This window comes from Pseudomonas sp. LBUM1674 (assembly GCF_059695635.1).
In genome coordinates this window covers 5851080-5877235 of sequence record NZ_CP166779.1, presented here as the reverse complement: position 1 = coordinate 5877235, position 26156 = coordinate 5851080, and the positions used below count along the sequence as shown (strand labels likewise).

The following is a 26156-nucleotide window of genomic DNA, read 5'->3' as shown; positions in this document are numbered from 1 at the left end:
AACGATGGCCCTACTGCAGATCGCCGAACCCGGCCAAAGTCCTCAACCGCACCAGCGTCGTCTGGCTGTGGGGATCGACTTGGGCACTACCAATTCGCTGGTCGCTGCATTGCGCAGTGGTCTTTCCGAGCCTCTGGCCGACGCAGAAGGGCGGGTCATCCTGCCGTCTGCCGTGCGCTACCACGCCGACCGCGTCGAAGTCGGCGAGTCAGCCAGGCTGGCCGCCGCCACCGATCCCTTGAACACCGTGCTGTCGGTCAAGCGCTTGATGGGTCGTGGTCTGTCCGACGTCAAGCAGCTGGGTGACCAATTGCCGTACCGCTTTGTCGGCGGTGAGTCGCACATGCCGTTCATCGACACTGTGCAAGGCCCGAAAAGCCCGGTCGAAGTCTCCGCCGATATCCTCAAGGTGCTGCGTCAGCGCGCCGAGGCTGCGTTGGGCGGCGAACTGGTGGGGGCGGTGATCACCGTTCCGGCCTATTTCGACGATGCCCAGCGTCAAGCCACCAAGGATGCGGCCAAGCTGGCCGGACTGAATGTGCTGCGTCTGCTCAATGAGCCGACTGCTGCCGCTGTGGCTTATGGTCTGGACCAGCACGCCGAAGGTCTGGTGGCGATTTATGACCTGGGCGGCGGTACCTTCGATATTTCGATTCTGCGCCTGACCGGCGGTGTCTTCGAAGTGCTGGCTACCGGTGGCGACAGCGCCCTGGGCGGCGATGACTTCGACCACGCGATCGCTCGCTGGATCATCGAGGGCGCGGGCCTGTCGGATGACCTGGATCCGGGTGTGCAACGCAATCTGTTGCAAACCGCCTGTGCGGCCAAAGAAGCCCTGACCAACGCCGCGACCGTTGAAGTCGCTTATGGCGACTGGCAAGCCGAGCTGACCCGTGAAGCCTTCAATACGCTGATCGAGCCGATGGTGGCTCGCAGCCTGAAAGCCTGCCGCCGCGCCGTGCGCGATTCCGGCATCGAGCTGGATGAAGTGCATGCGGTGGTCATGGTCGGCGGCTCGACCCGCGTGCCTCGCGTTCGCGAGGCTGTCGCTGAAGCCTTCGGTCGCGAACCGCTGACCGAAATCGATCCGGATCAAGTGGTGGCCATTGGTGCCGCGATCCAGGCCGATACCCTGGCCGGCAACAAGCGTGACGGTGACGAACTGCTGCTGCTTGACGTGATTCCGTTGTCCCTGGGGCTGGAAACCATGGGTGGCCTGATGGAGAAGGTGATTCCGCGCAACACCACCATCCCCGTTGCCCGCGCCCAGGACTTCACCACTTATAAAGACGGCCAGTCGGCCATGGCGATCCATGTGTTGCAGGGCGAGCGCGAGCTGATCAGCGACTGCCGCTCCCTGGCACGCTTCGAATTGCGCGGTATTCCGGCGATGGTGGCCGGTGCGGCGAAGATTCGCGTGACCTTCCAGGTCGATGCCGACGGTCTGCTCAGCGTGGCTGCCCGTGAGCTGGGTTCGGGTGTCGAGGCCAGCATCCAGGTCAAGCCGTCCTACGGCCTGACCGACGGCGAAATTGCCAAGATGCTCAAGGACTCGTTCCAGCACGCCAACGACGACAAGGTCGCTCGAGTGTTGCGTGAGCAGCAGGTCGATGCCCAACGCCTGATCGAAGCGGTGCAGGGCGCCCTCGATGTCGATGGCGAGCGTTTGCTCGACGCCGAAGAGCGCATGGTCATCGAATTGCAGATGCAGGAACTGACCGAATTGATGAAAGGCACCGATGGTTACGCCATCGAGCAACAGACCAAACGTCTGTCGCAAGTGACCGACGCCTTTGCTGCCCGCCGCCTGGACTCGACGGTGAAAGCCGCGCTGGCGGGGCGCAACCTGAATGAGATTGAGGAATAACGATGCCGCAGGTCATTTTTCTGCCACACGAAAGGTTTTGCCCGGACGGCATGGTCGTGGAGGCTGAGACCGGTACGTCCATCCTCGAATTGGCTCATGAACACCATATCGAGATGGAAAGCGCTTGTGGCGGCGTCTGCGCCTGCACCACCTGCCACTGCATCATCCGCGAAGGTTTCGACTCGCTGGATGAGGCGGATGAGCTGGAAGAAGACTTTCTTGATCGGGCCTGGGGTCTGGAAGCGCAATCGCGTCTAGGCTGTCAGGCGATCGTCGGGACTGAAGACCTGACCGTCGAAATTCCGAAATACTCGGTCAACCATGCAGCCGAAGCGCCGCACTGATTCAAGGGAACCGACATGAGTCTGAAATGGGTTGATGTGCTGGAAATCGCGATCCAGCTGGCTGAATCCAAGCCGGAAGTGGACCCGCGCTACGTGAACTTCGTCGATCTGCACCAATGGGTGCTGGCATTGCCGGAGTTCAGCGATGATCCGACCCGCGGTGGCGAGAAGGTGCTTGAAGCCATTCAGGCCGCCTGGATCGAAGAAGCAGATTAACTCTGCACCGTACGCAGTTAGGCAATACCCAAGAACCCGCGTATAATTCGCGGGTTTAATTTTTCACAAATTACCGTTTCTGGAGTTACACCATGGCTGTTCAACGTACTTTCTCCATCATCAAGCCTGACGCTGTTGCTAAAAACGTTATCGGCGAGATCACCACTCGTTTCGAAAAAGCAGGCCTGCGCGTTGTAGCTTCGAAACTGAAGCAACTGTCCAAAGCCGAAGCCGAAGGCTTCTACGCTGAGCACAAAGAACGCGGTTTCTTCGGCGACCTGGTTGCTTTCATGATCTCCGGTCCGGTTGTCGTTCAGGTTCTGGAAGGCGAAAACGCCATCGCTCTGAACCGTGAGCTGATGGGCGCTACCAACCCTAAAGAAGCAGCTGCCGGCACCATCCGTGCTGACTTCGCTGAATCCATCGACGCCAACGCTGTACACGGTTCGGACTCCGAAGCCGCTGCTGCCCGCGAAATCTCGTACTTCTTCGCAGCTACTGAAGTAACCACTCGCTAAGCATTGGCTTAAGAGTGAAGGTGAATCCATGACTACATCGACTGTAAAAACCAACCTGCTGGGTCTGACTCAACAGGAAATGGAAAAATTCTTCGACTCGATCGGGGAGAAGCGTTTCCGTGCCGGTCAGGTAATGAAATGGATTCACCACCTTGGCGTCGATGATTTCGACGCCATGACGAACGTCAGCAAGGCTTTGCGCGATAAGCTCAAAGCCATTGCTGAAGTCCGCGGCCCCGAAGTGGTCAGCGAGGATATCTCCACCGATGGCACCCGTAAGTGGGTGGTGCGTGTGGCGTCCGGCAGCTGCGTCGAGACCGTGTACATTCCCCAGGGCAAACGCGGCACTCTGTGCGTTTCGTCCCAGGCAGGCTGTGCCCTGGATTGCAGTTTCTGCTCCACCGGCAAGCAAGGTTTCAACAGCAACCTCACCGCCGCCGAAGTCATTGGCCAGGTGTGGATTGCCAATAAATCGTTCGGCAGCATCCCGGCGACCGCCGACCGTGCCATCACCAACGTGGTGATGATGGGCATGGGTGAGCCGCTGCTGAACTTCGACAACGTCGTGGCCGCCATGCACCTGATGATGGATGACCTGGGCTATGGCATCTCCAAGCGCCGCGTGACCCTGTCCACTTCGGGCGTGGTGCCGATGATCGATGAGCTGTCCAAGCACATCGACGTCTCCCTGGCGTTGTCCCTGCACGCACCGAACGACGCATTGCGTAACCAATTGGTACCGATCAACAAGAAGTATCCGCTTAAGATGCTGCTCGAGTCGTGCCAGCGCTACATGTCGTCCCTGGGCGAGAAGCGCGTGCTGACCATTGAGTACACCTTGCTCAAGGACATCAACGACAAGGTCGAGCACGCGGTCGAAATGATCGAGTTGCTCAAGAACATCCCGTGCAAGATCAACCTGATTCCGTTCAACCCGTTCCCGCATTCCGGTTACGAGCGTCCGAGCAACAACGCGATTCGTCGTTTCCAGGATCAGCTTCACCATGCCGGCTTCAATGTCACCGTACGCACCACCCGCGGTGAAGACATCGATGCCGCGTGTGGCCAATTGGTAGGGCAGGTGCTGGATCGCACCCGTCGTAGCGAACGTTATATCGCCGTGCGCGAGTTGAGTGCCGAAAACGATATTGCACAGAACGCTGCGAACAATAATTAAGAGAGGATCTCTATGTCCCTGCGCTTAGCGCTGCTGTTGCTGCTGGCCAGTCTGTGTACTGGTTGTGTCCTGTCGGGCGATTTCAACCCGATGAAGACCAGCAAGGGCCGTGATGAAGCGCGGGTCGCCTATGTGCAATTGGGGCTCGGCTACCTGCAACAGGGCATGACCGAACGCGCCAAGGTGCCGTTGAAGAAGGCGTTGGAGCTCGATAGCTCGGATCCCGACGCCAATGCGGCGCTGGGTCTGGTGTTCCAGGCCGAAATGGAGCCGGAACTGGCCGACCAGCATTTTCGCAAGGCGCTGTCTTTCCGTTCCGACGATGCGCGAATCCTCAATAACTACGGCAGTTTTCTTTTCGAACAGAAACGTTACAAAGAGGCTTACGAGCGCTTCGAGCAGGCCGCCGCCGATACCCTGTATCCTGAGCGTTCGCGAGTATTCGAGAACCTGGGCATGACCGCTTCCAGGCTTGGCCAGCGTGACCTGGCCCAGCAACAACTGGAAAAAGCCCTGCGCTTGAATCGTCAACAGCCACGTGCCTTGCTGGAAATGGCTGAGTTGTCTTACGAAGACAGGCATTATGTGCCCGCGCGTGACTATTACGACCGTTTCAGCCAGCTCACCGAGCAAAATGCACGTAGCCTATTGCTCGGCGTCCGGCTGGCAAAAGTGTTTGAAGATCGCGACAAGGCTGCCAGTTTTGGCCTGCAACTAAAACGACTCTATCCCGGTACGCCGGAATATCAGCAATACCTGTCGGAGCAATGATGAAAGCGGCGCATCCCGAAGTTGTAGCAGCGAATCGCGTTAATCCCGGTGAGACTTTGCGCCAGGCTCGCGAAAGCAATGGCTGGTCGCTGGCCGAAGTGGCCCTCAAGCTCAACCTCACCGTCAATTCCCTGAGCAATCTGGAAGCCGGCGCTTTCGACAAGCTGCCGGGGCATACCTTTGCCCGCGGTTATATCCGCGCCTACGCCAAATTGCTGGGCATGGATCAATCCGTGCTGGTGCAGCAGTTCGACGTGTCAACCGGCACCGACTCCCAAGGCAGCAGCGTCCATAGCCTGGGTCGTATCGAAGAGCCGGTTCGGGTTTCCCATACCATTTTGCGGATTGTCAGCCTGCTGTTGCTGGTCGCGGTGATTGGTGGCGGTTTTATCTGGTGGCAGGATCAGACTTCGTCGCGCTCCAAGGACCCGATCAGCCTGAGCCCGGAACACGTTGAAGTCGAAGGCGCCGATGGTACGACCCAGATCCATCCGCTGGACGAGCCGGAAGACCAGGCCGTCGCGCAAGGCCAGGCCGAAGGCGCCACCGCGCTCGCCTTGCCGCTGGCCGAGACCTCGGCTGACGACTCGACCGAAGCTGAAACAACCATGCCCGCTGCACCGGCGATCAGCAGCGCGCCGGTTGTCAGCACTCCGGCAGCGCCCGCGCCGGCTGTTCCCGCGGTACCGGCACCCGTGGTGACTGCTCCGGTGGCGCCGACCGTTCCGGCGCCAGCCGCGGCGTCTGCGGTTGCCGGCCAAGGCCAGGTTCAACTGCGATTCACTGCCGATTGCTGGGCGCAAGTCACCGACGGTACCGGCAAGGTGCTGTTGAGTGGTCTCAAGCGCAAAGGCGAAAACGTTTCCGTCAGTGGCAAACCGCCGTTCTCCGTGCGTCTGGGCTATGCCCGTGGCGCACAGGTCAGCTACAACGGGCAGGTGGTTGATGTCGCTCCGTTCACCAGTGGCGAGACTGCTCGCCTGAAGTTGGGTCAATAGTCATGCACGGCGAATCTCCAATCAAACGTCGCGAATCCCGCAAGATCTGGGTCGGTAACGTGCCTGTGGGCGGCGATGCGCCCATTGCTGTACAGAGCATGACCAACAGCGACACCAATGACGTGGCCGCCACCGTGGCCCAGATCAATCGCCTGGAAGCCGCGGGTGTCGATATCGTGCGGATTTCCGTACCGGATATGGACGCCGCCGAAGCGTTCGGCAAGATCAAGCAGCTGGTCAAAGTACCCTTGGTGGCCGACATCCACTTCGACTACAAGATCGCGTTGCGCGTAGCCGAGCTGGGCGTTGACTGCCTGCGGATCAACCCGGGCAACATCGGTCGCGAAGACCGTGTGCGCGCCGTGGTCGATGCCGCCCGTGATCGCGGGATTCCGATCCGTATCGGCGTCAACGCCGGTTCCCTGGAAAAAGACCTGCAAAAGAAATACGGCGAGCCGACCCCGGCCGCGCTGGTCGAGTCCGCCTTGCGCCACGTCGAGCACCTCGAGCGCCTGAACTTCCAGGACTTCAAGGTCAGCGTGAAGGCGTCCGACGTGTTCATGGCCGTTGCTGCCTACCGCTTGCTGGCCAAGGAAATCGTCCAGCCGCTGCACCTGGGGATCACCGAAGCCGGTGGTTTGCGTTCAGGCACGGTGAAATCCGCCGTGGGCCTCGGTATGCTGCTCGCCGAAGGGATTGGCGATACTATCCGCATCTCGTTGGCGGCCGACCCGGTCGAGGAAGTGAAAGTCGGCTACGACATTCTCAAATCCCTGCACCTGCGTTCCCGTGGCATCAACTTCATCGCCTGCCCGAGCTGCTCGCGGCAGAACTTCGATGTGGTCAAGACCATGAACGAGCTGGAAGGGCGCCTCGAAGACCTGCTGGTGCCGCTGGATGTCGCGGTCATCGGCTGCGTGGTCAACGGGCCAGGTGAAGCCAAGGAAGCCCATATCGGCTTGACCGGCGGCACGCCCAACCTGATTTACATCGACGGCAAGCCGTCGCAGAAACTGACGAATGACAATCTGGTGGATGAGCTTGAACGCTTGATCCGCCAGAAAGCGGCCGAAAAGGTCGAAGCCGACGCTGCCGTCATTGCGCGTGGCTGAGCCTGACTGAAGAGCCGAACGAATTTAAGGATTTAAAGTGAGCAAGTCTTTGCAAGCCATACGTGGCATGAACGATATCCTGCCCGAACAGACTCCCCTGTGGCGTCATTTCGAGGGCACCGTCTCGCGTCTGCTGGATAACTACGGTTACAAGCAGATCCGCATGCCGATCGTCGAGTTCACGGAGCTGTTCAAGCGCTCCATCGGCGAAGTGACCGACATCGTCGAAAAAGAGATGTACACCTTCGACGACCGCAACGGCGACTCCCTGACCCTGCGCCCCGAAGGCACGGCGGCCTGTGTGCGTGCGGTGCTGGAACATGGCATTACCGGCGGTGGCCAGGTGCAGAAACTCTGGTACATCGGCCCGATGTTCCGCCACGAACGTCCGCAGAAGGGGCGTTATCGCCAGTTCCACCAGATCGGCCTGGAGGTGTTCAACCTCGACGGTCCGGACATCGACGCCGAGCTGATCGTGCTGACCTGGCGCCTGTGGGGCGAGCTGGGTATCCGTGATGCGGTCAAGCTCGAACTCAACAGCCTGGGCACCAGCGAATCCCGCGGGCGCTATCGCGAAGCGCTGGTCGCGTTTCTGTCCACGCACCTGGACAAGCTGGACGAAGACAGCCAGCGCCGCTTGAAGACCAACCCGTTGCGGGTCCTGGACACCAAGAACGCCGATACCCAGGCGATCCTGGTCGATGCGCCGAAAATGGCCGACTACCTCGACGACGAATCCCGCCTGCACTTCGAGGGCCTCAAGGCCCGCCTGGATGCGGTCGGCATTCCTTACGTGATCAACCCGAAGCTGGTTCGCGGGCTCGATTACTACAGCAAGACCGTTTTCGAATGGGTCACCGACAAGCTGGGCGCCCAGGGCACCGTGTGTGCCGGTGGTCGTTACGACGGCCTGGTCGAGCAGATGGGTGGCAAGCCGACCCCGGGCGTCGGTTTCGCCATGGGCATCGAGCGCCTGGTGCTGATGCTGGAAACCCTGGAGCAGATCCCGGAAGAGATTTCCCGTCAGGTCGACGTCTACCTCTGCGCTTTCGGCGAAGCAGCCGAATTGGCCGGTCTGGCCCTGGCCGAGCGGGTGCGTGACCAATTGCCCAACCTGCGCCTGCAAGTCAATGCCGGCGCCGGCAGCTTCAAAAGCCAGTTCAAGAAAGCCGACAAGAGCGGTGCGCTGTACGCGCTGATCCTCGGTGACGATGAGATGGCCCAGCAAGTGGTAGGTTTCAAACCCCTGCGTGGCCAGGGCGAACAACAAAGCGTTGCCTGGGATGCGCTTGCCGCACACCTGGCCACCTGCATCGTGCAGGGTTGAAGCTGTCAAACAGCCGATTTAGCGATTAAGGAGTATTGGGGTGTCGAGTACCGAAGACGAACAGCTGGCGGATTTGAAGGACTGGTGGACACGCAACGGCAAGCCCCTGGTCACTGGCGGCCTGTTGGCGCTGGTCATCGTGTTCGGCTGGCAGGCCTGGCAGAAATATCAGAGCAATCAGTCGCAAGGCGCCTCGATTCTCTATCAGCAGTTGCTGGAAACCACGCTGACGCCAAGCGGCAAGCCTGATGCCGCCCGTGTTTCGGACCTGGCCGGCAAGCTCAACAGCGAATTCGGCGGCTCCGCCTACGCGCAGTACGGCAGCCTGTTCGTGGCGAAAGTCGCGGTCGACAGCGGCAAGCTGGACGACGCGGCCAGCGAGCTCAAAGCCATCGTCGCCAAACCGGCCAACCCGGCGCTGGGCGAAATCGCCCGTCAGCGCCTGGCGCAGGTACTGGCCGCGCAGGACAAGGCCGATGAAGCCCTGAAACTGCTCGAAGGCGATGCCGATACCGCTTTCCTGGCCACTCGCGAGGAACTCAAGGGCGACCTGCTGGTGCAGTTGGGTCGTACCGACGAAGCGAACGCGGCGTATCAGAAAGCCAAGGCGGCACTGTCGGATGAAGCGGCAGTCGGCGGCCTACAAATCAAGCTGGACGACCTGGCCAAAGGGGATGCGTGACGTGATTCGTTGGAAACATGCAGCATTGCTGGCTCTGGCCGTACTGGCCGCGGGTTGCAGCAGCAACAGCAAGAAAGAACTGCCGCCGGCCGAGTTGACTGACTTCAAGGAAGAAGTGGTTCTGCAAAAGCAGTGGAGTCGTTCGATCGGTGACGGTCAGGGCGAAACCTACAACATGCTGGTTCCGGCGATCGATGGCGATACTATCTATGCTGCCGACGTCACCGGAGAGGTGATGGCGCTGGATCGCAGCAATGGCGACGTCAAATGGGAGAAAGATCTGGATCTGCCTGTTTCCGGCGCCGTTGGCGTGGCTTACGGGTTGCTCACGATCGGCACGCTCAAGGGTGAAATCGTTGCCCTGGACGCCAGCAGCGGCGAAGAGAAATGGCGCGCACGCGTGTCCAGTGAAGTGCTCGCGCCGCCGGCCAACAACGGTGACGTGGTGGTGGTCCAGACTCAGGACGACCGTCTGATCGGTCTGGATGCCGCTACCGGTACCCAACGCTGGTTGTATGACAGCACGCCAGCGGTCCTGACCCTGCGCGGCACCAGTGCGCCGATCGTCACCAACCGCCTCGCGGTGGCTGGCCTGTCGACTGGTAAAGTGGTCGCTCTGGACATTTCCAACGGTGTGCCGGTGTGGGAACAGCGTGTAGCGATCCCACAAGGTCGTTCGGAACTGGAGCGTGTGGTCGATATCGACGGTGGCCTGCTGTTGTCCGGCAGTACGCTGTATGTCGCCAGTTACCAGGGTCGCGTTGCGGCACTGGACCTGGATAGCGGTCGTCAACTCTGGCAGCGTGATGCTTCCAGCTATGCCGGTGTCGCCCAGGGGTTTGGCAGCGTCTATGTGAGCCTGTCTTCGGGCACGGTTGAAGGCGTCGACGAACGTTCCACCACAGCCTTGTGGAGCAACGATTCGCTGGCTCGCCGTCAACTGTCGGCGCCAGAGGTGTACTCCAGCTATGTGGCAGTCGGTGACCTGGAAGGTTACCTGCACCTGCTGAGTCAGGTGGACGGTCGTTTCGTCGGCCGCGAACGCATCGACAGCGACGGCCTGCGCGCTCGTCCGCTGGTGGTGGGTGATACGATTTATGTATATGGCAACAGTGGCAAACTGGAAGCCCTGACCATTAAGTAACAACTATGCTTGGGGTTAACACCCCAGGCTGCTTCACTTGTGGGAGCGGGCTTGCTCGCGAAGGGCGTCAACGATGACGCGTTCAGCCTGAATATACGCGGTGCTGTTATGGTTTTTCGCGAGCAAGCCCGCTCCCACAGTGATGCCCCGAGCACCAGCCGCTGCCTCGCAGCGGCTTTTGTATTTTCTGAAATAACGAAGTGGAGAGCCGCATGGTTCCCGTAATCGCCCTGGTGGGCCGACCGAACGTCGGCAAGTCCACCTTGTTCAACCGCCTGACCAGGACTCGCGACGCCATCGTCGGCGACTTGTCCGGTCTGACCCGTGATCGCCAATACGGTGAGGCCAAGTGGCAAGGGCGTTCCTACATTCTGGTCGACACCGGCGGTATCTCCGGTGACGAGCACGGTATGGACGAAAAAATGGCCGAGCAGTCGCTGCTGGCCATTGAAGAAGCGGATGTCGTTCTATTCCTGGTAGATGCCAAGGCCGGTTTCACCGCCGCCGACCAGATGATCGCCGAGCATTTGCGCAAACGAAACAAGCGTTCTTACGTGGTTGCCAACAAGGTCGACAACATCGACCCTGAAATGGCCCGCGCCGAGTTCGCTCCGTTGGGCATGGGCCACGCGATCCCGATCGCCGGTGCTCATGGTCGTGGCATCACCCAGATGCTGGAAATCGCCCTCAGCGACTTCCCGAAAGACGATGACGAGCTGGAAGAAGGCGAGGAAGAGATCGTTGCCGAAGGCGAGGAAGCCAAGCGCATTCCTGGCCCTAGCGAAAAAGACGGGATCAAGATCGCGATCATCGGCCGTCCGAACGTCGGCAAGTCGACCCTGGTCAACCGCATGCTCGGTGAAGACCGGGTAATCGTCTATGACGAGCCCGGCACCACCCGCGACAGTATCTACATCCCGTTCGAGCGTAACGACGAGAAGTACACGCTGATCGACACCGCCGGTGTGCGCAAGCGCGGCAAGATCCATGAAGAAGTCGAAAAATTCTCCGTGGTCAAGACCCTGCAGGCGATCAAAGACGCCAACGTGGTGATCTTTGTGATGGACGCCCGCGAAGGCGTGGTGGATCACGACCTCAACCTGCTGGGCTTCGCCATTGAGTCGGGTCGTGCGCTGGTGATCGCGATCAACAAGTGGGACGGCATGACGCCGAGCGAGCGCGACTTCGTGAAGGTCGAGCTGCAACGTCGACTGTTCTTCGTTGACTACGCCGACATTCACTTCATCTCGGCTCTGCACGGCACGGGCGTGGGCAACCTCTACGCCTCCGTACAGAACTCGTTCAAGTCTGCGGTCACCCGCTGGCCAACCAACCGCCTGACCACGATTCTGGAAGATGCGGTGGGTGAGCACGCGCCACCGATGGTCAACAACCGCCGGATCAAGCTGCGTTATGCCCACTTGGGTGGCGCGAACCCGCCGATCATCGTGATTCACGGTAACCAGATCGAGAAGGTGCCGAAGTCGTACGTCCGTTACCTGGAAAACACTTACCGTCGTGTCTTGAAGCTGGTCGGTACGCCGATCCGCATCGAGTTCAAGGGTGGCGAGAACCCGTACGAAGGTAACAAGAACTCACTCACTGACCGTCAGGTCAACAAGAAGCGCCGCATGATGTCGCACCACAAAAAGGCCGACAAAAAGCGCCGCGACAAGCGCTGATTCACCGCTGCCGATGATCGTTCCCACGCTCTGCGTGGGAATGCCGCCATGGACGCTCCGCGTCCACCTCGCCTGTGACGCGGAGCGTCACGGGATGCATTCCCACGCAGAGCGCGGGAACGATCGATATAGAGAAGGGCGCCAGCAGGCGCCCTTTTTTTATGGGCGCCGGATGGGCTATCCTCGGGCTCTCCCGCGCCGTCGTAGAGCCGGGTGTAGAGCAGGGACTCACCGATGATCACCAGCAAGCTGCCGAATGTCGGCATCACTATCTTCACGCAGATGTCTCAGCTCGCGGCACAAACCGGGGCGCTGAACCTGTCCCAGGGTTTCCCCGATTTCGATGGCCCGCAGGCCCTGCGCGATGCGGTCGCTCGGCATATCGCCAGTGGCCACAACCAGTATTCGCCCATGACCGGCCTGCCGGTGTTGCGTCAGCAGATTGCGGCGAAGATCGCCCGCAGCTATGGCGTCGACGTCGATGCCGACGATGAAGTGACGGTCACTCCCGGCGCGACCCAGGCGATTTTCTGTGCCATTCAGGCGGTTATCCACAGCGGCGACGAAGTGATCGTGTTCGATCCAGCCTACGACAGCTATGAGCCTTCGGTGGCGCTGGCCGGTGGTCGTTGCGTGCATGTGCAACTGGGCCTGGATGATTTCGCCATCGACTTCCAGGCACTTGCTGAAGCGCTGACTCCGCGCACGCGGATGATCATCCTCAATACCCCGCACAACCCCAGCGGTGCACTGATCAGCCATGCCGAGCTGGATCAGCTGGCGACCTTGATCCGCGACCGTGACATCTATGTGGTCAGCGACGAAGTCTATGAACACCTGGTGTTCGACGGCGTGGCGCACGCCAGCGTGCTGGCCCACGAGGAGTTGTATCAGCGTGCATTCGTGGTCAGTTCCTTCGGCAAGACCTATCACGTCACCGGCTGGAAAACCGGTTATGTGGTCGCACCACCGGCCCTCACCGCCGAGCTGCGCAAGGTGCACCAGTACGTCAGTTTCTGCGGCGTGACGCCGTTGCAGTACGCCTTGGCCGATTACATGGCCGAACACCCGGAACATGTGCAAGAACTGCCGGCCTTCTATCAGGCCAAGCGGGATCTGTTCTGCGATCTGCTGACGCCATCGCGCTTCAGCTTCTCCCGAGTGGCCGGCACATACTTCCAGCTGGTCGATTATTCGCAGATCCGCCCGGACCTCAATGACGTCGAGATGGCGCTGTGGATGACCCGCGAGCATGGCGTGGCGAGCATCCCGATCTCGGTGTTTTACCAAACGCCGCCGGTCGGCCAGCGCCTGGTGCGCCTGTGCTTCGCCAAACGCGAGGAGACCCTGCGTGAAGCAGCGGAAAAATTATGCGTGATCTGAGTGCACTGCCCAATCTGAACATCGCATTGATCCAGACCACCCTGGCCTGGCACGACCGCCAGGCCAACCTGGAGCATTTCGCGCAATTGCTGGAACAGGCTCGCGGTGCTGACCTGATCATCCTGCCGGAGATGTTCACCACCGGTTTCTCCATGGAGTCGGAAACATTGGCCGAGCCAGAGAACGGTCCGACCAGCAAATGGTTGCGCGTCCAGGCGGCGAAATTCGACGCGGTGATTACCGGCAGCCTCATCGTTCAGGCCGCCGACGGCAGCCATCGCAATCGCCTGTTGTGGGCGCGGCCGGATGGGGAGGTGTTGCATTACGACAAGCGCCACCTGTTTCGCATGGCAGGCGAGCACAATCACTTCACCCCGGGCGAGCGCCAGGTGCAGTTCGAGCTCAAGGGTTGGCGGGTGCGGCCGCTGATATGTTACGACCTGCGTTTCCCGGTGTGGAGCCGTGATGCCCAGGACACCGACCTGTTGCTGTACACCGCCAACTGGCCGGGTGCGCGGCGTCAGCACTGGAACCGGTTGCTGCCGGCACGGGCGATCGAAAACCTGTGCTATGTGGCGGCGGTGAATCGCATCGGGACTGACGGTAAGGGCTTTGCGTATACCGGAGACAGTCAGGTGCTGGATTTCCAGGGTGAGACGTTGCTGAGTGCGGGGGAGGCGGATGGGGTGTTTCAGGTGGTTCTCAATGCTGCGGACCTTCAGGCTTATCGCACGCGGTTTCCGGCGAATCTGGATGCCGATACCTTCGAATTCACCTGAAATATTTGCTGCCTGAGCCGGCCCCTTCGCGAGCAAGCTCGCTCCCACAGTTGATTGGTGTGAACACAGATTTTGTGTACACCCAAGATCTACTGTGGGAGCGAGCTTGCTCCGGGCGGCGTTCCGACGATGAGGCCATGACAGCCACTGCATCATTTTCAGGCAAACAAAAAGGCCCCAAGGTTTTCACCAAAGGGCCTTTTGCATTTTCAGCGAAGGCTTAAGCCGCTTTCGCTTCCGGCTGGCTCAACGAGCGGTTCAGCGCACTGAACAGCGCCTTGAAGCTGGCAGTGGTGATGTTTTCATCAATCCCCACACCATGCACCGCACGCTCACCATTCACCCGCAGTTCAATGTAGGCCGCGGCCTTGGCATTGGTGCCCGCGCCGATGGCGTGTTCGTTGTAGTCCATGATCTCCACCGGGATCGGCAGGCCGGCCACCAGCGCTTCCAGGGCACCGTTGCCCTTGCCGCGCCAGTGCAGGTTGGTTTCGCCCTGGCCTTTGCTGGCGACTTCCACTTCGACGGCGCTGTGGCCATTTTCTTCCTGCAGGCGATGGCTGACCAGCGCGTATGGGGTGTTGGCTTGCAGGTATTCGCTGATCAACAGCGAGTGAATCTGCTTGGCGGTCATTTCCAGGCCCAGACGGTCGGTTTCACGCTGCACGACCTGGCTGAACTCGATCTGCATGCGGCGTGGCAGGCTGATGCCGTATTCCTGTTCCAGCAGGTAAGCGATACCGCCCTTGCCTGACTGGCTGTTGACGCGGATCACCGCCTCGTAGCTGCGGCCGATGTCGGCCGGGTCGATCGGCAAGTAGGGCACTTCCCACAGGGCGTCCGGTTTCTGCTGGGCAAAGCCCTTGCGGATCGCATCCTGGTGCGAGCCGGAGAACGCGGTGTGAACCAGGTCGCCGACATACGGGTGACGTGGGTGCACTTGGATCTGGTTGCATTCTTCGACAACTTTGCGCACGCCGTCGATATCCGAAAAGTCCAACTCAGGGTGGACGCCCTGGGTGTAGAGGTTCAAGGCCACGGTCACCAGGTCGACGTTGCCGGTGCGCTCGCCGTTGCCGAACAGGCAGCCTTCGACACGGTCGGCGCCGGCCATCAGACCCAGCTCGGTGGCGGCCACGCCGGTGCCACGGTCGTTGTGGGTGTGCAGGCTGATGATCACGCTGTCACGACGGTTAATGTGGCGGCCAAACCATTCGATCTGGTCGGCATAGATGTTCGGGGTGGCGCATTCGACGGTGGCCGGCAGGTTGAGGATCATCTTGTGCTCGGGCGTCGGGTTCCAGACCTCGATCACCGCGTCGCAGACTTCCTTGGCGAACTCCAGTTCGGTCGCGCTGAAGGTTTCCGGCGAGTACTCGAAGGTCCATTCGGTGTCTGGCTGCTGGGCGGCGTATTTGACGAACAGCTTGGCCGCGCTCACCGCGATTTCCTTGATCCCGTCCTTGTCCTGGTTGAAGACGATGCGGCGGAAGGAAGGGGAGGTCGCGTTGTACAGGTGAACGATGGCTTTCTTCGTCCCGCGCAGGGATTCGAAGGTGCGCTCGATCAAGTCTTCACGGCCCTGGGTCAGCACCTGGATGGTGGTGTCGTCCGGGATGTGGCCGCCTTCGATCAGGGTCCGTACGAAGTCGAAGTCGGTTTGCGAAGCCGCCGGGAACGAGGCTTCGATTTCTTTCACGCCCACCGACACCAGGGTTTTCCAGAAACGCAGCTTCTTGGTCGCGTCCATTGGCTCGATCAGCGACTGGTTACCGTCACGCAGGTCGGAACTGCACCAGATCGGCGCGGCGGTGATGGTCTTCGACGGCCAGGTGCGGTCCGGGATGTCGATGGTCGGGAACGCGCGGTATTTCGAGGACGGGTCTTTGAGCATGCTCATGGGAAATCCTTATTGTGTGGGCCGAAAAGAGGCGGCCTGCCGGTGGATCAAAATGTTCTTGGGAGAGCGTGGGGCGAGGCACCGCGATTCAGCCCGGCAGTCGTGCACTGACGAGGCACAGGCTGCGGTGCTGGCGACGCTGAATGAGGGTGTGAGAGGTTTTCATGTCTTCAACCCTAACCGCGAGAAGAAAGGATGGCAAGCGGTCGAAAAAAATTGAGAGGAATACTCGTAACGGCGGGTTTATCGAGATTTTATTGCGGTGATTGGCGCTGATTGTTTTTATGTTTGCGCGAGGTTCGAGCGATGCGCAATTGAAAGTTGTAGCCTTGGTCTCGGTCGGCGCAGCTATGCTTAAAGCCTGAACCAGGCGACTTGGGAAGCGGGAGTCGACAATGAACGAATCGGATTGGAAGCTATATAGCGCATTACGTCCGGTGGCCCATGAGCGGATGTGTATCCGGATCATGGACGAGGTCGAGCGTACGGTGCTGGATAAAAGCCTGGCGCCTTATGAGCGTATTGAAGCCAGTGAGGAGAGGTTGAAGGCCGGTCAGCAGGAGTTGTATTGGGCGTTTGACGTTTTCACGCACTCACGTAATGAGGCGCCTGGTCACTTGCTGGGGCTGTGTACCCATGAGTTGATCACATCTGAAGAACTGGCGGGCTTCTCGGAGGAAACCCGGGCCTGGATCAAAGAGTGTCTGGCGCACAGGGAAATTCATGGGATTGAGGACCTGGAGGCAGAGTAAGCGGTCGCCTGTGATGCCCCCATCGCGAGCAAGCTCGCTCCCACAGTTGATCTCTGGCGTTCACAAAATTTATGTTCACAGAAGATCAAATGTGGGAGCGAGCTTGCTCCGGGCGGCGTTCCGACGATGGGGCCAGTCGCTTCACTCAATATTCAGGGTTGAAACGCACCTATAAAGATCGCCGGATCCACCCGCGCATCATTCAGGCTGACATTCCAATGCATATGCGGCCCGGTCGCCCGCCCGGTGGCTCCGACTTTCCCGACCACCCCACTACGGGCCAGCTGCTGCCCAACCTTCACATCAATCTTCGACATGTGGCAGAACATGCTGATAAAACCCTGCCCGTGATCGACAAACACCGTGTTGCCATTAAAGAAATAGTTGCCGACCAGAATCACCTTGCCCGCCGCCGGAGTCTTGATCGGCGTGCCCGCCGGCACCGCGAAGTCCAGGCCCGCATGGGGATTACGCTCCTCACCATTAAAGAAGCGGCGCACGCCAAACTTGCTCGACAACGGTCCGTTGACCGGTTTGTCCAGTAACAGGTTGCTCGGCGTATTCGGACTGAAACTGCGGTAGGCCTGGATCTGCTCGGCCAACTCGCCCTCGATGCGCTTGAGATTTTCCGGGTCCGGATTGACCTGCTGCTTGTTCTTCAGGGTGATGCGCTGTTCCGGATAATTCTTGCTACCAACGGTGAAACTCAGATTGCGACCACCGCTGCTGACTTGCTGCGTGCCCGGTTTAACCGTCAACGGCACCCCGACAATGGCCAGCCAGTTGTTCTGTTCCTTGACCACCAGCACCGGTTTGCCCTGATAACTGGCTTTCGGCGCCTGGGCAGAGGCGCCCAGGTCGACTACCGCCACGCCCCCCGGCACCGGTTTGTTCAGCAGGCGGGTGATGTAACTGTCGGCGTGGGCGTTGAAGGTCAGGCAGAGCAACAGCAGAGATGCAAGAAAACGCGGCATGGATCAATCCAGTAAAGAGAGGGTGACAGGCGTCAGGTGATTGTCTTCGACCCGCACTTGCAACTCGCCTTCGCCCAGTCTGGCTTTCAGGCGCTGGCCGGTATGGGTTTGCGCGGCGTTGCGGATCGCGTTGCCGCGTTCGTCCAGCAGAATGCTGTAGCCACGGCTGAGGGTCGCCAGGGGGCTGACCACATGCAGCGTCTGCATCTGGCTTTGCAGTTGCAGGCGGCGGTTCTTGAGGCCTTCGCGCATGGCCCGGGGCAGGCGCTCGGCGAAGCTGTCGATGCGCTGACGGAGCATCGCCAGCTGTCGACCGGGATGTTGCCCGGCCAGGCGGGTTTCCAGGCGAATCAAACGTTCGCGACGGGTATTGAGACTGCGTTCGAACGCGCGGCGCATGCGCATGTCCAGGTCATCCAGGCGTTGCGCCTGCTGACGCAGGCGTTCGCCGGGATGACGCAGGCGGCGGGACATGCCTTCCAGGCGCAGTCGATCGCGCATCAAACGGTCACGAATACGCATCACCAGCCGTCGATGCAGGCTCTCGACCCGACGCACCAGGTCGCTGGAGTCCGGCGCGAGCAGTTCGGCAGCGGCGGAAGGCGTCGGGGCACGAACGTCGGCCACAAAGTCGCTGATCGACACGTCGGTTTCATGGCCGACGGCGCTGACAATCGGCGTCACACAAGCGTCCACAGCCCGGGCAACGGCTTCTTCGTTGAAACACCAGAGGTCTTCCAGCGAACCGCCGCCACGGGCCAGGATCAGCGCGTCGAAGCCCCGGGCGTCCGCCAGCTTCAGCGCGCGGACAATTTGCGCGGTGGCTTCGCGCCCCTGCACGGCAGTAGGAATCAGCGTCAACTGCACCTGCGGTGCACGGCGGCGGAACACGCTGATGATGTCGCGGATCACCGCGCCGGTGGGTGAACTGATGATGCCGATGCGTTGCGGATGCGCCGGCAGCGGCACTTTGCGCTCGGCACTGAACAGGCCTTCGGCGCTGAGCTTTTCCTTCAGCGCATCGAAGGCCAGGCGCAGGGCACCGTCGCCGGCCGGCTCCACGGTATCGAGGATCAGCTGATAGTCGCCGCGGCCCTCGAACAGCGAGACCTTGCCGCGCACCTTGACCGCCAGGCCATCCTTCAACGCCTGGCGCACCCGCGCCGCGTTCTGCCGGAACAGTGCGCAACGGACCTGGGCGCCGCTGTCCTTGAGGGTGAAATACACGTGGCCGGAAGCCGGACGGGCGAGGTTGGAGATTTCGCCTTCGACCCAGATATTGCTGAACACGTCTTCGAGCAACACCCGCGCGCGGCCGTTGAGCTGGCTGACAGTCAGGACTTCCCGGTCAAGGCCGAGTCTTGCAAAGGGATCTTTAATCATGGGGCGCATGATAAAGGCAATCTCCTGCGCAATGCACGATCCCCTGTAGGAGCTGCCGCAGGCTGCGATCTTTTGACTTTGATTTTTCAAGATCAAAAGATCGCAGCCTGCGGCAGCTCCTACAGGGATCGAGTGAAGTGTTGAATGAATTGTTGGACCAGCGCAGTCGGGTGTTGCCGGTAGGCGAGGGCGACGGTGCTGTGGCAATCAGGATCGGCCAGCGGCAGGAAATGAACGTCGGGCGGGGCGATGTCCTGCATCGACGCTGGCAGCAGGGCGATGCCGAACCCGGCCTGGATCAATTGCAGTTGCGTGGTTTTGCGCGACACCACCCGAGCCGCTTTCGGAAAGAAACCCTGGCGCATGCACAACTCGGCAGATAGATAGCTGAGCCCACCGCGTTGAGGATGAGGAATGGAGATAAACGCTTCATCCTTCAACTGCGCCAGGTCGATGCCTTGAGTGAACTTATCCACAGCCAGGCGGTGATTCGGTGGAACCGCCAGCAACAACTGCTCGCTATATAAAGGAACCACCTGCACCCCTTCACGCTGACGCAATACCGGCAAGCGCAACACGCCGACCTCCAGTCGACCTTCGATCAGTTCTTCAAGCTGCGCTTCGGAGGACAGTTTGACGATATCCATCGACACACCCTCGTGCTGGTCCAGATAAGTGCTGATGCTCTGTAACAGCCGTCCGCTCATCGGTACGGTGCTCGAGTGGCTCAGGCGCAAGGTGCCAATCTGACCGTTACCGACCTGAGTCGCCATCTCGCTGGCCTTGGTCAGTTCATTCAACAGGTTTCTGGCGCGGGGCAATAAGGCTTCGCCGGCGGCTGTCAGTCGGGGCTGACGCGCTGTACGTTCGAACAGCGGCGTTTGCAGGCGGGTTTCCATGTCCTTGATCTGCCGGCTCAGGGCTGACTGCGCGATAAATAATCGTTCGGCCGCAGCGCTGAAACTGCCGCACTCGGCGATTTCCACGAAGTAACGCAATTGGCGGGTTGAAAGCACGAGGTATGCCTTTTCGAGATGGGTGGGCGGCCTCGAAGATATTAGTCGCAACACTTGGCGCTGGCTAAAGTCATCACAGATATTCAAGGAAACCCTGTAAATGAATGTGTTCGAGCTGTTGCACCAATGGCCCTTCGGCACGACAGATTGGCTGGTGATCGGACTGGGCATTGCCCTGGCCTATATCGTGTTCGGCATCGCCGGGTTTGGCACTGCATTGGTAGCAGGGCCGATACTGATTCTGTTCATGCCGTTGTCGAAAATCGTGCCGCTGCTGGTGCTGCTGGATTTCGTCGCGGCGTTTGGCAATCTGCTGCCCTCGCGGCGGGATGTGGCCAGGCCCGAGTTGCTGCGCTTGTTGCCCTGTATGGCGGTGGGCTGCACCTTGGGGGTGATTTTTCTGCTGAACCTGCATTCCGATGTGTTGCTGCTGTTGATGGGGCTGTTTATCAGCGTCTATGCGATTTACAGCCTGTGGGTCAAAACCCGTCCGACGCAACTGTCCGCCGCCTGGGCCGTGCCGATGGGCACGGTGGGCGGGATGTTCGGGGCATTGTTTGGTAGTGGCGGCTTTTTGTATGCGATCTATTTGAACAGCCGGTTGCCCAAGGACGCGGCCCGGGCCACGCAGAGTGCGTTGATCAGTTGCAGCACCGTTGTGCGGTTGAGCCTGTTTGCTGTCGCGGGTGTGTATGCCGAGCTACCCTTGTTGGTATTGGCGCTGTGTTTATTGCCGGCCATGGCATTGGGGCTGTGGATCGGTCGACGGTTGACCATGAAACTGTCCCGGGAGGCGTTCGTGCGGCTGGTGACGTGGTTGGTGCTGGCCAGCGGGGTTGCCTTGATCGGGCGGTATTTGAGTACTTGACCGGATTTCGTCAGGGATTAAGCTGCCGGCCGTCCTGACGCTATCGCGGGCAAGCCCCCTCCCACAAGGATTGATGGTGTACATGAAAACCATGCTCACCCCGGTCACTGTGGGAGCAGGCTTGCCCGCGATAGCGTCAGTACGAACACCGCAGAAACATCATTTGACGCAGTAGGCTTGCACCATGAACTCTCAAAGCATCATCGTCCCGAAAATCTCCACGCTGCCGGTACACGAACCCCGGGCCCGGGCGGTTGTGCGTTGGCTGGTGCGCAAGAACATCATCAAGGAAGAACTGACCACCTGTGGCCGTACGGGCAACCGCATGGCCCACGCCATTGCCGACGGCGCCCGCGCCGTGGTCCTGCATCCGCAAGCCCTGCCATTCGGTGAACCGATCAATGGCCTGGAGATCATCACCAAACGCTGCATCTATACGCCAGCCAAGGGATTTCTCGAAGAAGCCGGCTGCGCCGAGTGCCGCAAGGAAGTCGGCGAAGCGTTGTTCGAAAGCCTGGAAGACTGGATGCCGGGGCGCACCGATAACTTCACCTGCCCCGAGTGCGGGCATGAAGATGACATCAACGGGTTTCTGTTTCTGCAGGAGTGCGGCTTCTCCAATCTGGGCTTCATTTTCAACAACTGGGCCGAGGCCGGGTTCAAGCAGAGTTTTATCGATGAGTTTGCCGATTGGCTCGACCAGCCTGTCAGCCTGGTGAAAGTCGAACTCTGATACCCGTAGGAGCTGCCGAAGGCTGCGATCTTTTGATCTTCAGCGATCCTGATTGCCTCGAGAATCAAGATCAAAAGATCGCAGCCTTCGGCAGCTCCTACAAAAGCCGCGGACCCTGCGAATCCCTGCAGCAATCCCCGTATATCAGTAATGCCAATAATAGACAGAGTTTTACATTGAACCCGAGGGGGTGTCTGACTATAATGGCGCGCTTCCATTTTCCCGCTCGGGAGCCCCCGCGATGCTGCGTATCAGCCAAGAAGCTCTGACATTCGACGACATTCTCCTAGTGCCCGGTTATTCCGAGGTGCTTCCTAACGAAGTCAGTCTCAAGACCCGCCTTACCCGTGGCATCGAGCTGAATATTCCTCTGGTTTCTGCCGCAATGGACACCGTTACCGAAGCCCGTCTGGCAATTGCCATGGCTCAGGAAGGTGGCATCGGCATCATCCACAAGAACATGACCATCGAGCAGCAAGCTGCCGAAGTGCGCAAGGTCAAGCGTTATGAAGCCGGCGTGGTCAAGGACCCGATCACCATCGAGGCTGACGCCACGGTGCGTGAGCTGTTCGAACTGACCCGCCAGCACAACATCTCCGGCGTTCCGGTGTTGCACAATGGCGACCTGGTCGGCATCGTCACTTCCCGTGACGTGCGTTTCGAAAACCGTCTGGAAGCCACTGTCCGTGAAGTGATGACGCCTAAAGAGCGCCTGGTCACGGTCAAGGAAGGCGCCGACAAGAACGACGTTCGCGAGTTGCTGCACAAGCACCGCATCGAACGCGTGCTGATCGTCGACGACAAATTTGCCCTCAAAGGCATGATGACCGTCAACGACATCGAAAAAGCCAAGGCCTACCCGCTGGCCAGCAAGGACGATCAAGGTCGTCTGCGCGTTGGCGCGGCAGTCGGTACCGGTAAAGACACCGGTGACCGCGTAGCTGCCCTGGTCCACGCTGGTGTTGACGTAGTCGTAGTCGACACTGCTCACGGCCACTCCAAAGGCGTGATCGACCGCGTGCGCTGGGTCAAACAGAACTTCCCTGAAGTGCAGGTCATCGGAGGCAACATCGCCACCGGCGCTGCCGCCAAGGCCCTGGCCGAAGCTGGCGCTGATGCAGTCAAGGTCGGTATCGGCCCGGGCTCGATCTGCACCACCCGTATCGTCGCCGGTGTCGGCGTGCCGCAAATCAGCGCCATCGCCAATGTTGCCGCTGCCCTTGAAGGCACTGGTGTGCCGTTGATCGCCGACGGCGGCATCCGTTTCTCCGGTGACCTGTCCAAGGCCATCGTGGCCGGCGCCTCCTGCGTGATGATGGGCTCGATGTTCGCCGGTACTGAAGAAGCGCCAGGCGAGATCGAACTGTTCCAGGGTCGTTCGTACAAGGCTTATCGTGGCATGGGTTCGCTGGGCGCCATGTCCCAGGCCCAGGGTTCCTCCGACCGTTACTTCCAGGACTCCTCGGCAGGCGCAGAGAAGCTGGTTCCGGAAGGCATCGAAGGGCGTGTTCCGTACAAGGGCACCCTGAGCGCCATCATCCATCAACTGATGGGCGGCCTGCGATCCTCGATGGGCTACACCGGTAGCGCCGACATTGAAGAAATGCGCACCAAGCCCGAGTTCGTGCGGATCACCGGTGCCGGCATGGCCGAGTCCCACGTCCACGACGTACAGATCACCAAAGAAGCGCCAAACTACCGCGTAGGTTGAGGCTTCAAGCAAATCGTTAAGCAACCGGGGCTGTTCTATTCAGCCCCGAGTTGTTTCTGAATCACGACTGTTTCTGAATTATTAAGACGAGACTGAATCATGGCCCTCGACATTCACGCCCACCGCATCCTGATCCTCGACTTCGGTTCCCAGTACACCCAGCTGATCGCCCGCCGCGTGCGTGAAATCGGCGTGTACTGCGAACTGCATCCGTTCGACATGGATGACGAAGCGATTCGCGAATTCGCTCCAAAAGGCGTCATTCTCGCCGGCGGCCCCGAGTCCGTGCACGTCGCCGACAGCCCGCGCTGCCCGCAAGCGGTGTTTGACCTGGGCGTACCGGTCTTCGGTATCTGCTACGGCATGCAGACCATGGCCGAACAGCTGGGTGGCAAGGTTGAAGGTTCCGAACTGCGTGAGTTCGGTTACGCCCGTGTCGACGTGGTCGGCAAAAGCCGCCTGCTCGACGGTATTGAAGACCATATCGACGCCGACGGCCTGTTCGGCCTCGACGTGTGGATGAGCCACGGTGACAAGGTCACCAAGATGCCGGAAGACTTCCACATCCTGGCCAGCACCCCGAGCTGCCCGATTGCCGGCATGTTCAACGATGCCCGCGGCTACTACGGCGTGCAGTTCCACCCGGAAGTGACCCATACCAAGCAGGGCGGTCGCATCCTCTCGCGTTTCATCCTCGACATCTGCGGCTGTGAAGCCCTGTGGACGCCGTCGAAGATTGCTGAAGACGCGATCGCCAATATTCGCGCCCAGGTGGGTACCGACAACGTCTTGCTCGGCCTGTCCGGCGGCGTTGACTCCTCGGTGGTTGCCGCGCTGCTGCACAAAGCCATCGGCGACCAGCTGACCTGCGTCTTCGTCGACAATGGCCTGCTGCGTCTGCACGAAGGCGAGCAAGTGATGGCCATGTTCGCCGAGAACATGGGCGTCAAGGTGATCCGCGCCAACGCTGAAGATCAGTTCCTGAACAACCTGGCTGGCGAAAGCGACCCAGAGAAGAAACGCAAAATCATCGGCCGTACCTTCATCGACGTATTCGATGCCCAGTCCAACAAACTGGACAACATCAAGTACCTCGCCCAAGGCACCATCTACCCGGACGTGATCGAGTCGGCTGGCGCCAAGAGCGGCAAGGCCCACGTGATCAAGTCGCACCACAACGTGGGTGGCCTGCCGGAAGAAATGAACCTCAAGCTGGTTGAACCCCTGCGCGAGCTGTTCAAGGACGAAGTCCGTCGTCTGGGCCTGGAACTCGGCCTGCCGTACGACATGGTCTACCGTCACCCGTTCCCGGGCCCGGGCCTGGGTGTGCGGATCCTCGGTGAAGTGAAGAAGGAATACGCCGACCTGCTGCGTCGCGCCGACCACATTTTCATCGAAGAACTGCGCAAGGCCGACTGGTACCACAAGGTCAGCCAGGCATTCGTGGTGTTCCAGCCGGTGAAATCGGTTGGCGTGGTCGGTGATGGCCGTCGCTACGCCTGGGTCGTGGCCCTGCGTGCCGTGGAAACCATCGACTTCATGACCGCGCGTTGGGCACACCTGCCTTACGAACTGCTGGAAACCGTCAGCGGCCGGATCATCAACGAAATCGAAGGCATCTCTCGCGTCACCTACGACGTGTCGAGCAAGCCGCCAGCGACGATCGAGTGGGAGTGATCCCGCGCTGACGCTCCGCTAAACAGGGCGTTAACCGATAAATCAAACCCCGGCTCAGGCCGGGGTTTTGTTTTTTCCGGTCAGGCAAAAACGCACGGGATAGAACGGGTTATGTGTCAGGAGAAACAACCTTGGCAATACCCGGAAAGACATGAGCCGGCCGCATTCTCAGCCTCATCTGTACTCTCTTCGAGATAATTTTCCAGACCTGCCTCGGCTGTCTTCGCAGTTAAGTGGTGTTGGTAAAATTCTCCTGATGGTTGTCAGTTGACAACTGTTGGAATCCTGAGGAGACTGGAGGCTACGGATGGCTCGTGCATCTCACCCAAAGAAAGAAATCGAAATGGCCCTGCGTCACGCCGAAGAGCGAGGCTGGCGGATAGAAGTCGGCGGTAGTCACGCCAGGGGAAAGATCTACTGCCCTTTCAGGCATGACCTCTGTCGCTGTGGCGAATTCTGTATCACCAGTGTGTGCAGCACGCCGAGGAATCCTTTCAACCACGCGAGGGCACTGCGGCGAGTGGTCGATAACTGTACGACGCAGCAGGTGAGTGACGGGAAGCCGGGACCTCGACTCAAGGAGTAATTCAATGGACTACATATTCACCCTCAAGTATCAGCTGGCGCAGGGCGATAGCGATCCTGACGTTTTGGTCGAGCGCCTATACGCCGAAGGATGCGATGATGCGTTGGTCGGAGTCGGACTGCCCGGCCGGCTGGCATTGGAGTTCACCCGCGAGGCCGAGACTGCCGATGCGGCATTGTTGAGTGCGCTGATGGACGTCAAGCGCATCATCCCTGATGCTCGTCTGGTGGAGGTAGCACCGGACTTCGTCGGTCTGACGGACATTGCCGACATCGTCGGCGTTTCGCGGCAGAACATGCGCAAACTGATGCTTACCCATGGCAGCAGCTTCCCGTTGGCCGTGCATGAAGGCAAGACATCGGTCTGGCACCTGGCTGAGGTACTGAGCTGGCTGGATGCCAAGGGCGGCTACAACCTCGAACAACCGGTAATCGAGGTCGCCCGTATCGCGCAAAGCGTCAATCTCGTCAAGGAATCGCGCCGGGTCGTCGCCCTGGGCGCCGAGTGGCAGGCACTGGTTTGACAGGCCCCGTTGAACGCGAGTTCACGGGGCCTT

At 60.0% G+C, this 26156-nt stretch carries 25 protein-coding genes; 21 read left to right on the top strand and 4 right to left on the bottom strand.

All coding sequences use genetic code 11. From position 1 onward, the window contains the following. Window positions 1-4 precede the first annotated feature (4 nt). The 14 genes from hscA (at window position 5) to ACA067_RS26865 (ending at window position 14000) form a co-directional block, all read left to right on the top strand. Entirely contained in the window at window positions 5-1867 is a 1863-nt protein-coding gene (gene hscA, locus ACA067_RS26930; protein ID WP_497459271.1) for a Fe-S protein assembly chaperone HscA, read from the top strand. 2 nt (window positions 1868-1869) lie between these two features. Further along, complete coding sequence (gene fdx / locus ACA067_RS26925; protein WP_449644200.1) at window positions 1870-2211, top strand: ISC system 2Fe-2S type ferredoxin; 342 nt, start codon at window positions 1870-1872, stop codon at window positions 2209-2211. 15 nt (window positions 2212-2226) lie between these two features. Next, the gene (gene iscX / locus ACA067_RS26920; RefSeq protein WP_008070969.1) at window positions 2227-2427 is read left to right on the top strand and encodes a Fe-S cluster assembly protein IscX; all 201 of its coding nucleotides are present in this window, start codon (window positions 2227-2229) and stop codon (window positions 2425-2427) included. Window positions 2428-2519: 92 nt separating this feature from the next. Continuing rightward, complete coding sequence (gene ndk, locus ACA067_RS26915) at window positions 2520-2945, top strand: nucleoside-diphosphate kinase (RefSeq protein WP_007964426.1); 426 nt, start codon at window positions 2520-2522, stop codon at window positions 2943-2945. Between the two features lie 28 nt (window positions 2946-2973). After that, window positions 2974-4122 carry a dual-specificity RNA methyltransferase RlmN gene (rlmN, locus tag ACA067_RS26910; RefSeq protein WP_074873948.1) on the top strand — a complete coding sequence of 383 codons (1149 nt, stop codon included), beginning with the start codon at window positions 2974-2976 and terminating at the stop codon, window positions 4120-4122. A gap of 12 nt (window positions 4123-4134) precedes the next feature. Continuing rightward, window positions 4135-4893, top strand: coding sequence for a type IV pilus biogenesis/stability protein PilW (gene pilW / locus ACA067_RS26905; protein ID WP_497459270.1), 759 nt, complete (start codon window positions 4135-4137; stop codon window positions 4891-4893). Then, window positions 4893-5891, top strand: a complete 999-nt coding sequence (locus ACA067_RS26900; protein WP_497459269.1) for a RodZ domain-containing protein — start codon at window positions 4893-4895, stop codon at window positions 5889-5891. The genes pilW and ACA067_RS26900 overlap by 1 nt, the downstream gene beginning before the upstream one ends. A 2-nt stretch (window positions 5892-5893) precedes the next feature. Continuing rightward, window positions 5894-7003: a flavodoxin-dependent (E)-4-hydroxy-3-methylbut-2-enyl-diphosphate synthase gene (ispG, locus tag ACA067_RS26895; RefSeq protein ID WP_010457850.1), complete on the top strand. Its 1110-nt coding sequence runs from the start codon at window positions 5894-5896 to the stop codon at window positions 7001-7003. A 37-nt stretch (window positions 7004-7040) separates the two neighbouring features. Then, entirely contained in the window at window positions 7041-8330 is a 1290-nt protein-coding gene (gene hisS, locus ACA067_RS26890; protein ID WP_497459268.1) for a histidine--tRNA ligase, read from the top strand. A gap of 40 nt (window positions 8331-8370) precedes the next feature. Continuing rightward, entirely contained in the window at window positions 8371-9012 is a 642-nt protein-coding gene (locus ACA067_RS26885) for a tetratricopeptide repeat protein (RefSeq protein ID WP_497459267.1), read from the top strand. Next, entirely contained in the window at window positions 9005-10156 is a 1152-nt protein-coding gene (bamB, locus tag ACA067_RS26880) for an outer membrane protein assembly factor BamB (RefSeq protein ID WP_497459266.1), read from the top strand. Before ACA067_RS26885 ends, bamB begins: the two co-directional genes overlap by 8 nt. A gap of 212 nt (window positions 10157-10368) precedes the next feature. Continuing rightward, entirely contained in the window at window positions 10369-11838 is a 1470-nt protein-coding gene (gene der, locus ACA067_RS26875; RefSeq protein ID WP_046046039.1) for a ribosome biogenesis GTPase Der, read from the top strand. 234 nt (window positions 11839-12072) lie between these two features. After that, a complete protein-coding gene (locus ACA067_RS26870) occupies window positions 12073-13221 on the top strand; it encodes a pyridoxal phosphate-dependent aminotransferase (RefSeq protein ID WP_497459265.1) in 1149 nt (382 codons plus the stop codon). Next, complete coding sequence (locus tag ACA067_RS26865) at window positions 13209-14000, top strand: amidohydrolase (protein ID WP_497459264.1); 792 nt, start codon at window positions 13209-13211, stop codon at window positions 13998-14000. The genes ACA067_RS26870 and ACA067_RS26865 overlap by 13 nt, the downstream gene beginning before the upstream one ends. 220 nt (window positions 14001-14220) lie before the next feature. Here ACA067_RS26865 and leuA read toward each other — a convergent pair whose 3' ends face one another. Then, complete coding sequence (gene leuA, locus ACA067_RS26860) at window positions 14221-15900, bottom strand: 2-isopropylmalate synthase (RefSeq protein WP_497459263.1); 1680 nt, start codon at window positions 15898-15900, stop codon at window positions 14221-14223. A 395-nt stretch (window positions 15901-16295) separates the two neighbouring features. On the opposite strand from leuA, the gene ACA067_RS26855 reads away from it, so the two are divergent. Then, a complete protein-coding gene (locus ACA067_RS26855) occupies window positions 16296-16652 on the top strand; it encodes a hypothetical protein (protein ID WP_497459262.1) in 357 nt (118 codons plus the stop codon). A 152-nt stretch (window positions 16653-16804) separates the two neighbouring features. Here the strand turns inward: ACA067_RS26855 and ACA067_RS26850 are convergent, their stop codons facing one another. The 3 genes from ACA067_RS26850 to ACA067_RS26840 all read right to left on the bottom strand — a co-directional run bounded on the left by ACA067_RS26850 (window position 16805) and on the right by ACA067_RS26840 (window position 20025). After that, a complete protein-coding gene (locus ACA067_RS26850; RefSeq protein ID WP_497459261.1) occupies window positions 16805-17626 on the bottom strand; it encodes a peptidoglycan DD-metalloendopeptidase family protein in 822 nt (273 codons plus the stop codon). A 3-nt stretch (window positions 17627-17629) separates the two neighbouring features. Then, window positions 17630-19009 (bottom strand): exodeoxyribonuclease VII large subunit, encoded by a 1380-nt coding sequence (gene xseA, locus ACA067_RS26845; protein WP_497462852.1) that lies wholly within the window; start codon window positions 19007-19009, stop codon window positions 17630-17632. A gap of 119 nt (window positions 19010-19128) precedes the next feature. Then, a complete protein-coding gene (locus ACA067_RS26840; RefSeq protein ID WP_497459260.1) occupies window positions 19129-20025 on the bottom strand; it encodes a LysR family transcriptional regulator in 897 nt (298 codons plus the stop codon). 100 nt (window positions 20026-20125) lie between these two features. Here ACA067_RS26840 and ACA067_RS26835 point away from each other — a divergent pair, with 100 nt between their 5' ends. From ACA067_RS26835 to ACA067_RS26810, 6 genes are all read left to right on the top strand, one after another. Continuing rightward, window positions 20126-20893 (top strand): sulfite exporter TauE/SafE family protein, encoded by a 768-nt coding sequence (locus ACA067_RS26835; RefSeq protein ID WP_497459259.1) that lies wholly within the window; start codon window positions 20126-20128, stop codon window positions 20891-20893. A gap of 184 nt (window positions 20894-21077) precedes the next feature. Continuing rightward, window positions 21078-21626 (top strand): sugar ABC transporter ATPase, encoded by a 549-nt coding sequence (locus ACA067_RS26830; protein WP_497459258.1) that lies wholly within the window; start codon window positions 21078-21080, stop codon window positions 21624-21626. 241 nt (window positions 21627-21867) lie between these two features. Then, the gene (gene guaB, locus ACA067_RS26825; protein WP_497459257.1) at window positions 21868-23337 is read left to right on the top strand and encodes an IMP dehydrogenase; all 1470 of its coding nucleotides are present in this window, start codon (window positions 21868-21870) and stop codon (window positions 23335-23337) included. 99 nt (window positions 23338-23436) lie between these two features. Further along, window positions 23437-25014 (top strand): glutamine-hydrolyzing GMP synthase, encoded by a 1578-nt coding sequence (guaA, locus tag ACA067_RS26820; protein WP_064679546.1) that lies wholly within the window; start codon window positions 23437-23439, stop codon window positions 25012-25014. A gap of 307 nt (window positions 25015-25321) precedes the next feature. After that, entirely contained in the window at window positions 25322-25600 is a 279-nt protein-coding gene (locus tag ACA067_RS26815) for a hypothetical protein (RefSeq protein WP_497459256.1), read from the top strand. 4 nt (window positions 25601-25604) lie between these two features. Next, entirely contained in the window at window positions 25605-26123 is a 519-nt protein-coding gene (locus tag ACA067_RS26810) for a helix-turn-helix transcriptional regulator (protein WP_497459255.1), read from the top strand. Window positions 26124-26156: the final 33 nt, after the last annotated feature.

Excerpts from the sequence above, each read along its gene's own strand:
- hscA (WP_497459271.1), top strand. The coding sequence starts at position 5 with ATGGCCCTACTGCAGATCGCCGAACCCGGCCAAAGTCCTCAACCGCAC.
- fdx (WP_449644200.1), top strand. The coding sequence starts at position 1,870 with ATGCCGCAGGTCATTTTTCTGCCACACGAAAGGTTTTGCCCGGACGGC.
- iscX (WP_008070969.1), top strand. The coding sequence starts at position 2,227 with ATGAGTCTGAAATGGGTTGATGTGCTGGAAATCGCGATCCAGCTGGCT.
- ndk (WP_007964426.1), top strand. The coding sequence starts at position 2,520 with ATGGCTGTTCAACGTACTTTCTCCATCATCAAGCCTGACGCTGTTGCT.
- rlmN (WP_074873948.1), top strand. The coding sequence starts at position 2,974 with ATGACTACATCGACTGTAAAAACCAACCTGCTGGGTCTGACTCAACAG.
- pilW (WP_497459270.1), top strand. The coding sequence starts at position 4,135 with ATGTCCCTGCGCTTAGCGCTGCTGTTGCTGCTGGCCAGTCTGTGTACT.
- ACA067_RS26900 (WP_497459269.1), top strand. The coding sequence starts at position 4,893 with ATGAAAGCGGCGCATCCCGAAGTTGTAGCAGCGAATCGCGTTAATCCC.
- ispG (WP_010457850.1), top strand. The coding sequence starts at position 5,894 with ATGCACGGCGAATCTCCAATCAAACGTCGCGAATCCCGCAAGATCTGG.
- bamB (WP_497459266.1), top strand. The coding sequence starts at position 9,005 with ATGCGTGACGTGATTCGTTGGAAACATGCAGCATTGCTGGCTCTGGCC.
- der (WP_046046039.1), top strand. The coding sequence starts at position 10,369 with ATGGTTCCCGTAATCGCCCTGGTGGGCCGACCGAACGTCGGCAAGTCC.
- ACA067_RS26870 (WP_497459265.1), top strand. The coding sequence starts at position 12,073 with ATGATCACCAGCAAGCTGCCGAATGTCGGCATCACTATCTTCACGCAG.
- ACA067_RS26865 (WP_497459264.1), top strand. The coding sequence starts at position 13,209 with ATGCGTGATCTGAGTGCACTGCCCAATCTGAACATCGCATTGATCCAG.
- leuA (WP_497459263.1), bottom strand. The coding sequence starts at position 15,900 with ATGAGCATGCTCAAAGACCCGTCCTCGAAATACCGCGCGTTCCCGACC.
- ACA067_RS26855 (WP_497459262.1), top strand. The coding sequence starts at position 16,296 with ATGAACGAATCGGATTGGAAGCTATATAGCGCATTACGTCCGGTGGCC.
- ACA067_RS26850 (WP_497459261.1), bottom strand. The coding sequence starts at position 17,626 with ATGCCGCGTTTTCTTGCATCTCTGCTGTTGCTCTGCCTGACCTTCAAC.
- xseA (WP_497462852.1), bottom strand. The coding sequence starts at position 19,009 with ATGATTAAAGATCCCTTTGCAAGACTCGGCCTTGACCGGGAAGTCCTG.
- ACA067_RS26835 (WP_497459259.1), top strand. The coding sequence starts at position 20,126 with ATGAATGTGTTCGAGCTGTTGCACCAATGGCCCTTCGGCACGACAGAT.
- ACA067_RS26830 (WP_497459258.1), top strand. The coding sequence starts at position 21,078 with ATGAACTCTCAAAGCATCATCGTCCCGAAAATCTCCACGCTGCCGGTA.
- guaB (WP_497459257.1), top strand. The coding sequence starts at position 21,868 with ATGCTGCGTATCAGCCAAGAAGCTCTGACATTCGACGACATTCTCCTA.
- guaA (WP_064679546.1), top strand. The coding sequence starts at position 23,437 with ATGGCCCTCGACATTCACGCCCACCGCATCCTGATCCTCGACTTCGGT.
- ACA067_RS26815 (WP_497459256.1), top strand. The coding sequence starts at position 25,322 with ATGGCTCGTGCATCTCACCCAAAGAAAGAAATCGAAATGGCCCTGCGT.
- ACA067_RS26810 (WP_497459255.1), top strand. The coding sequence starts at position 25,605 with ATGGACTACATATTCACCCTCAAGTATCAGCTGGCGCAGGGCGATAGC.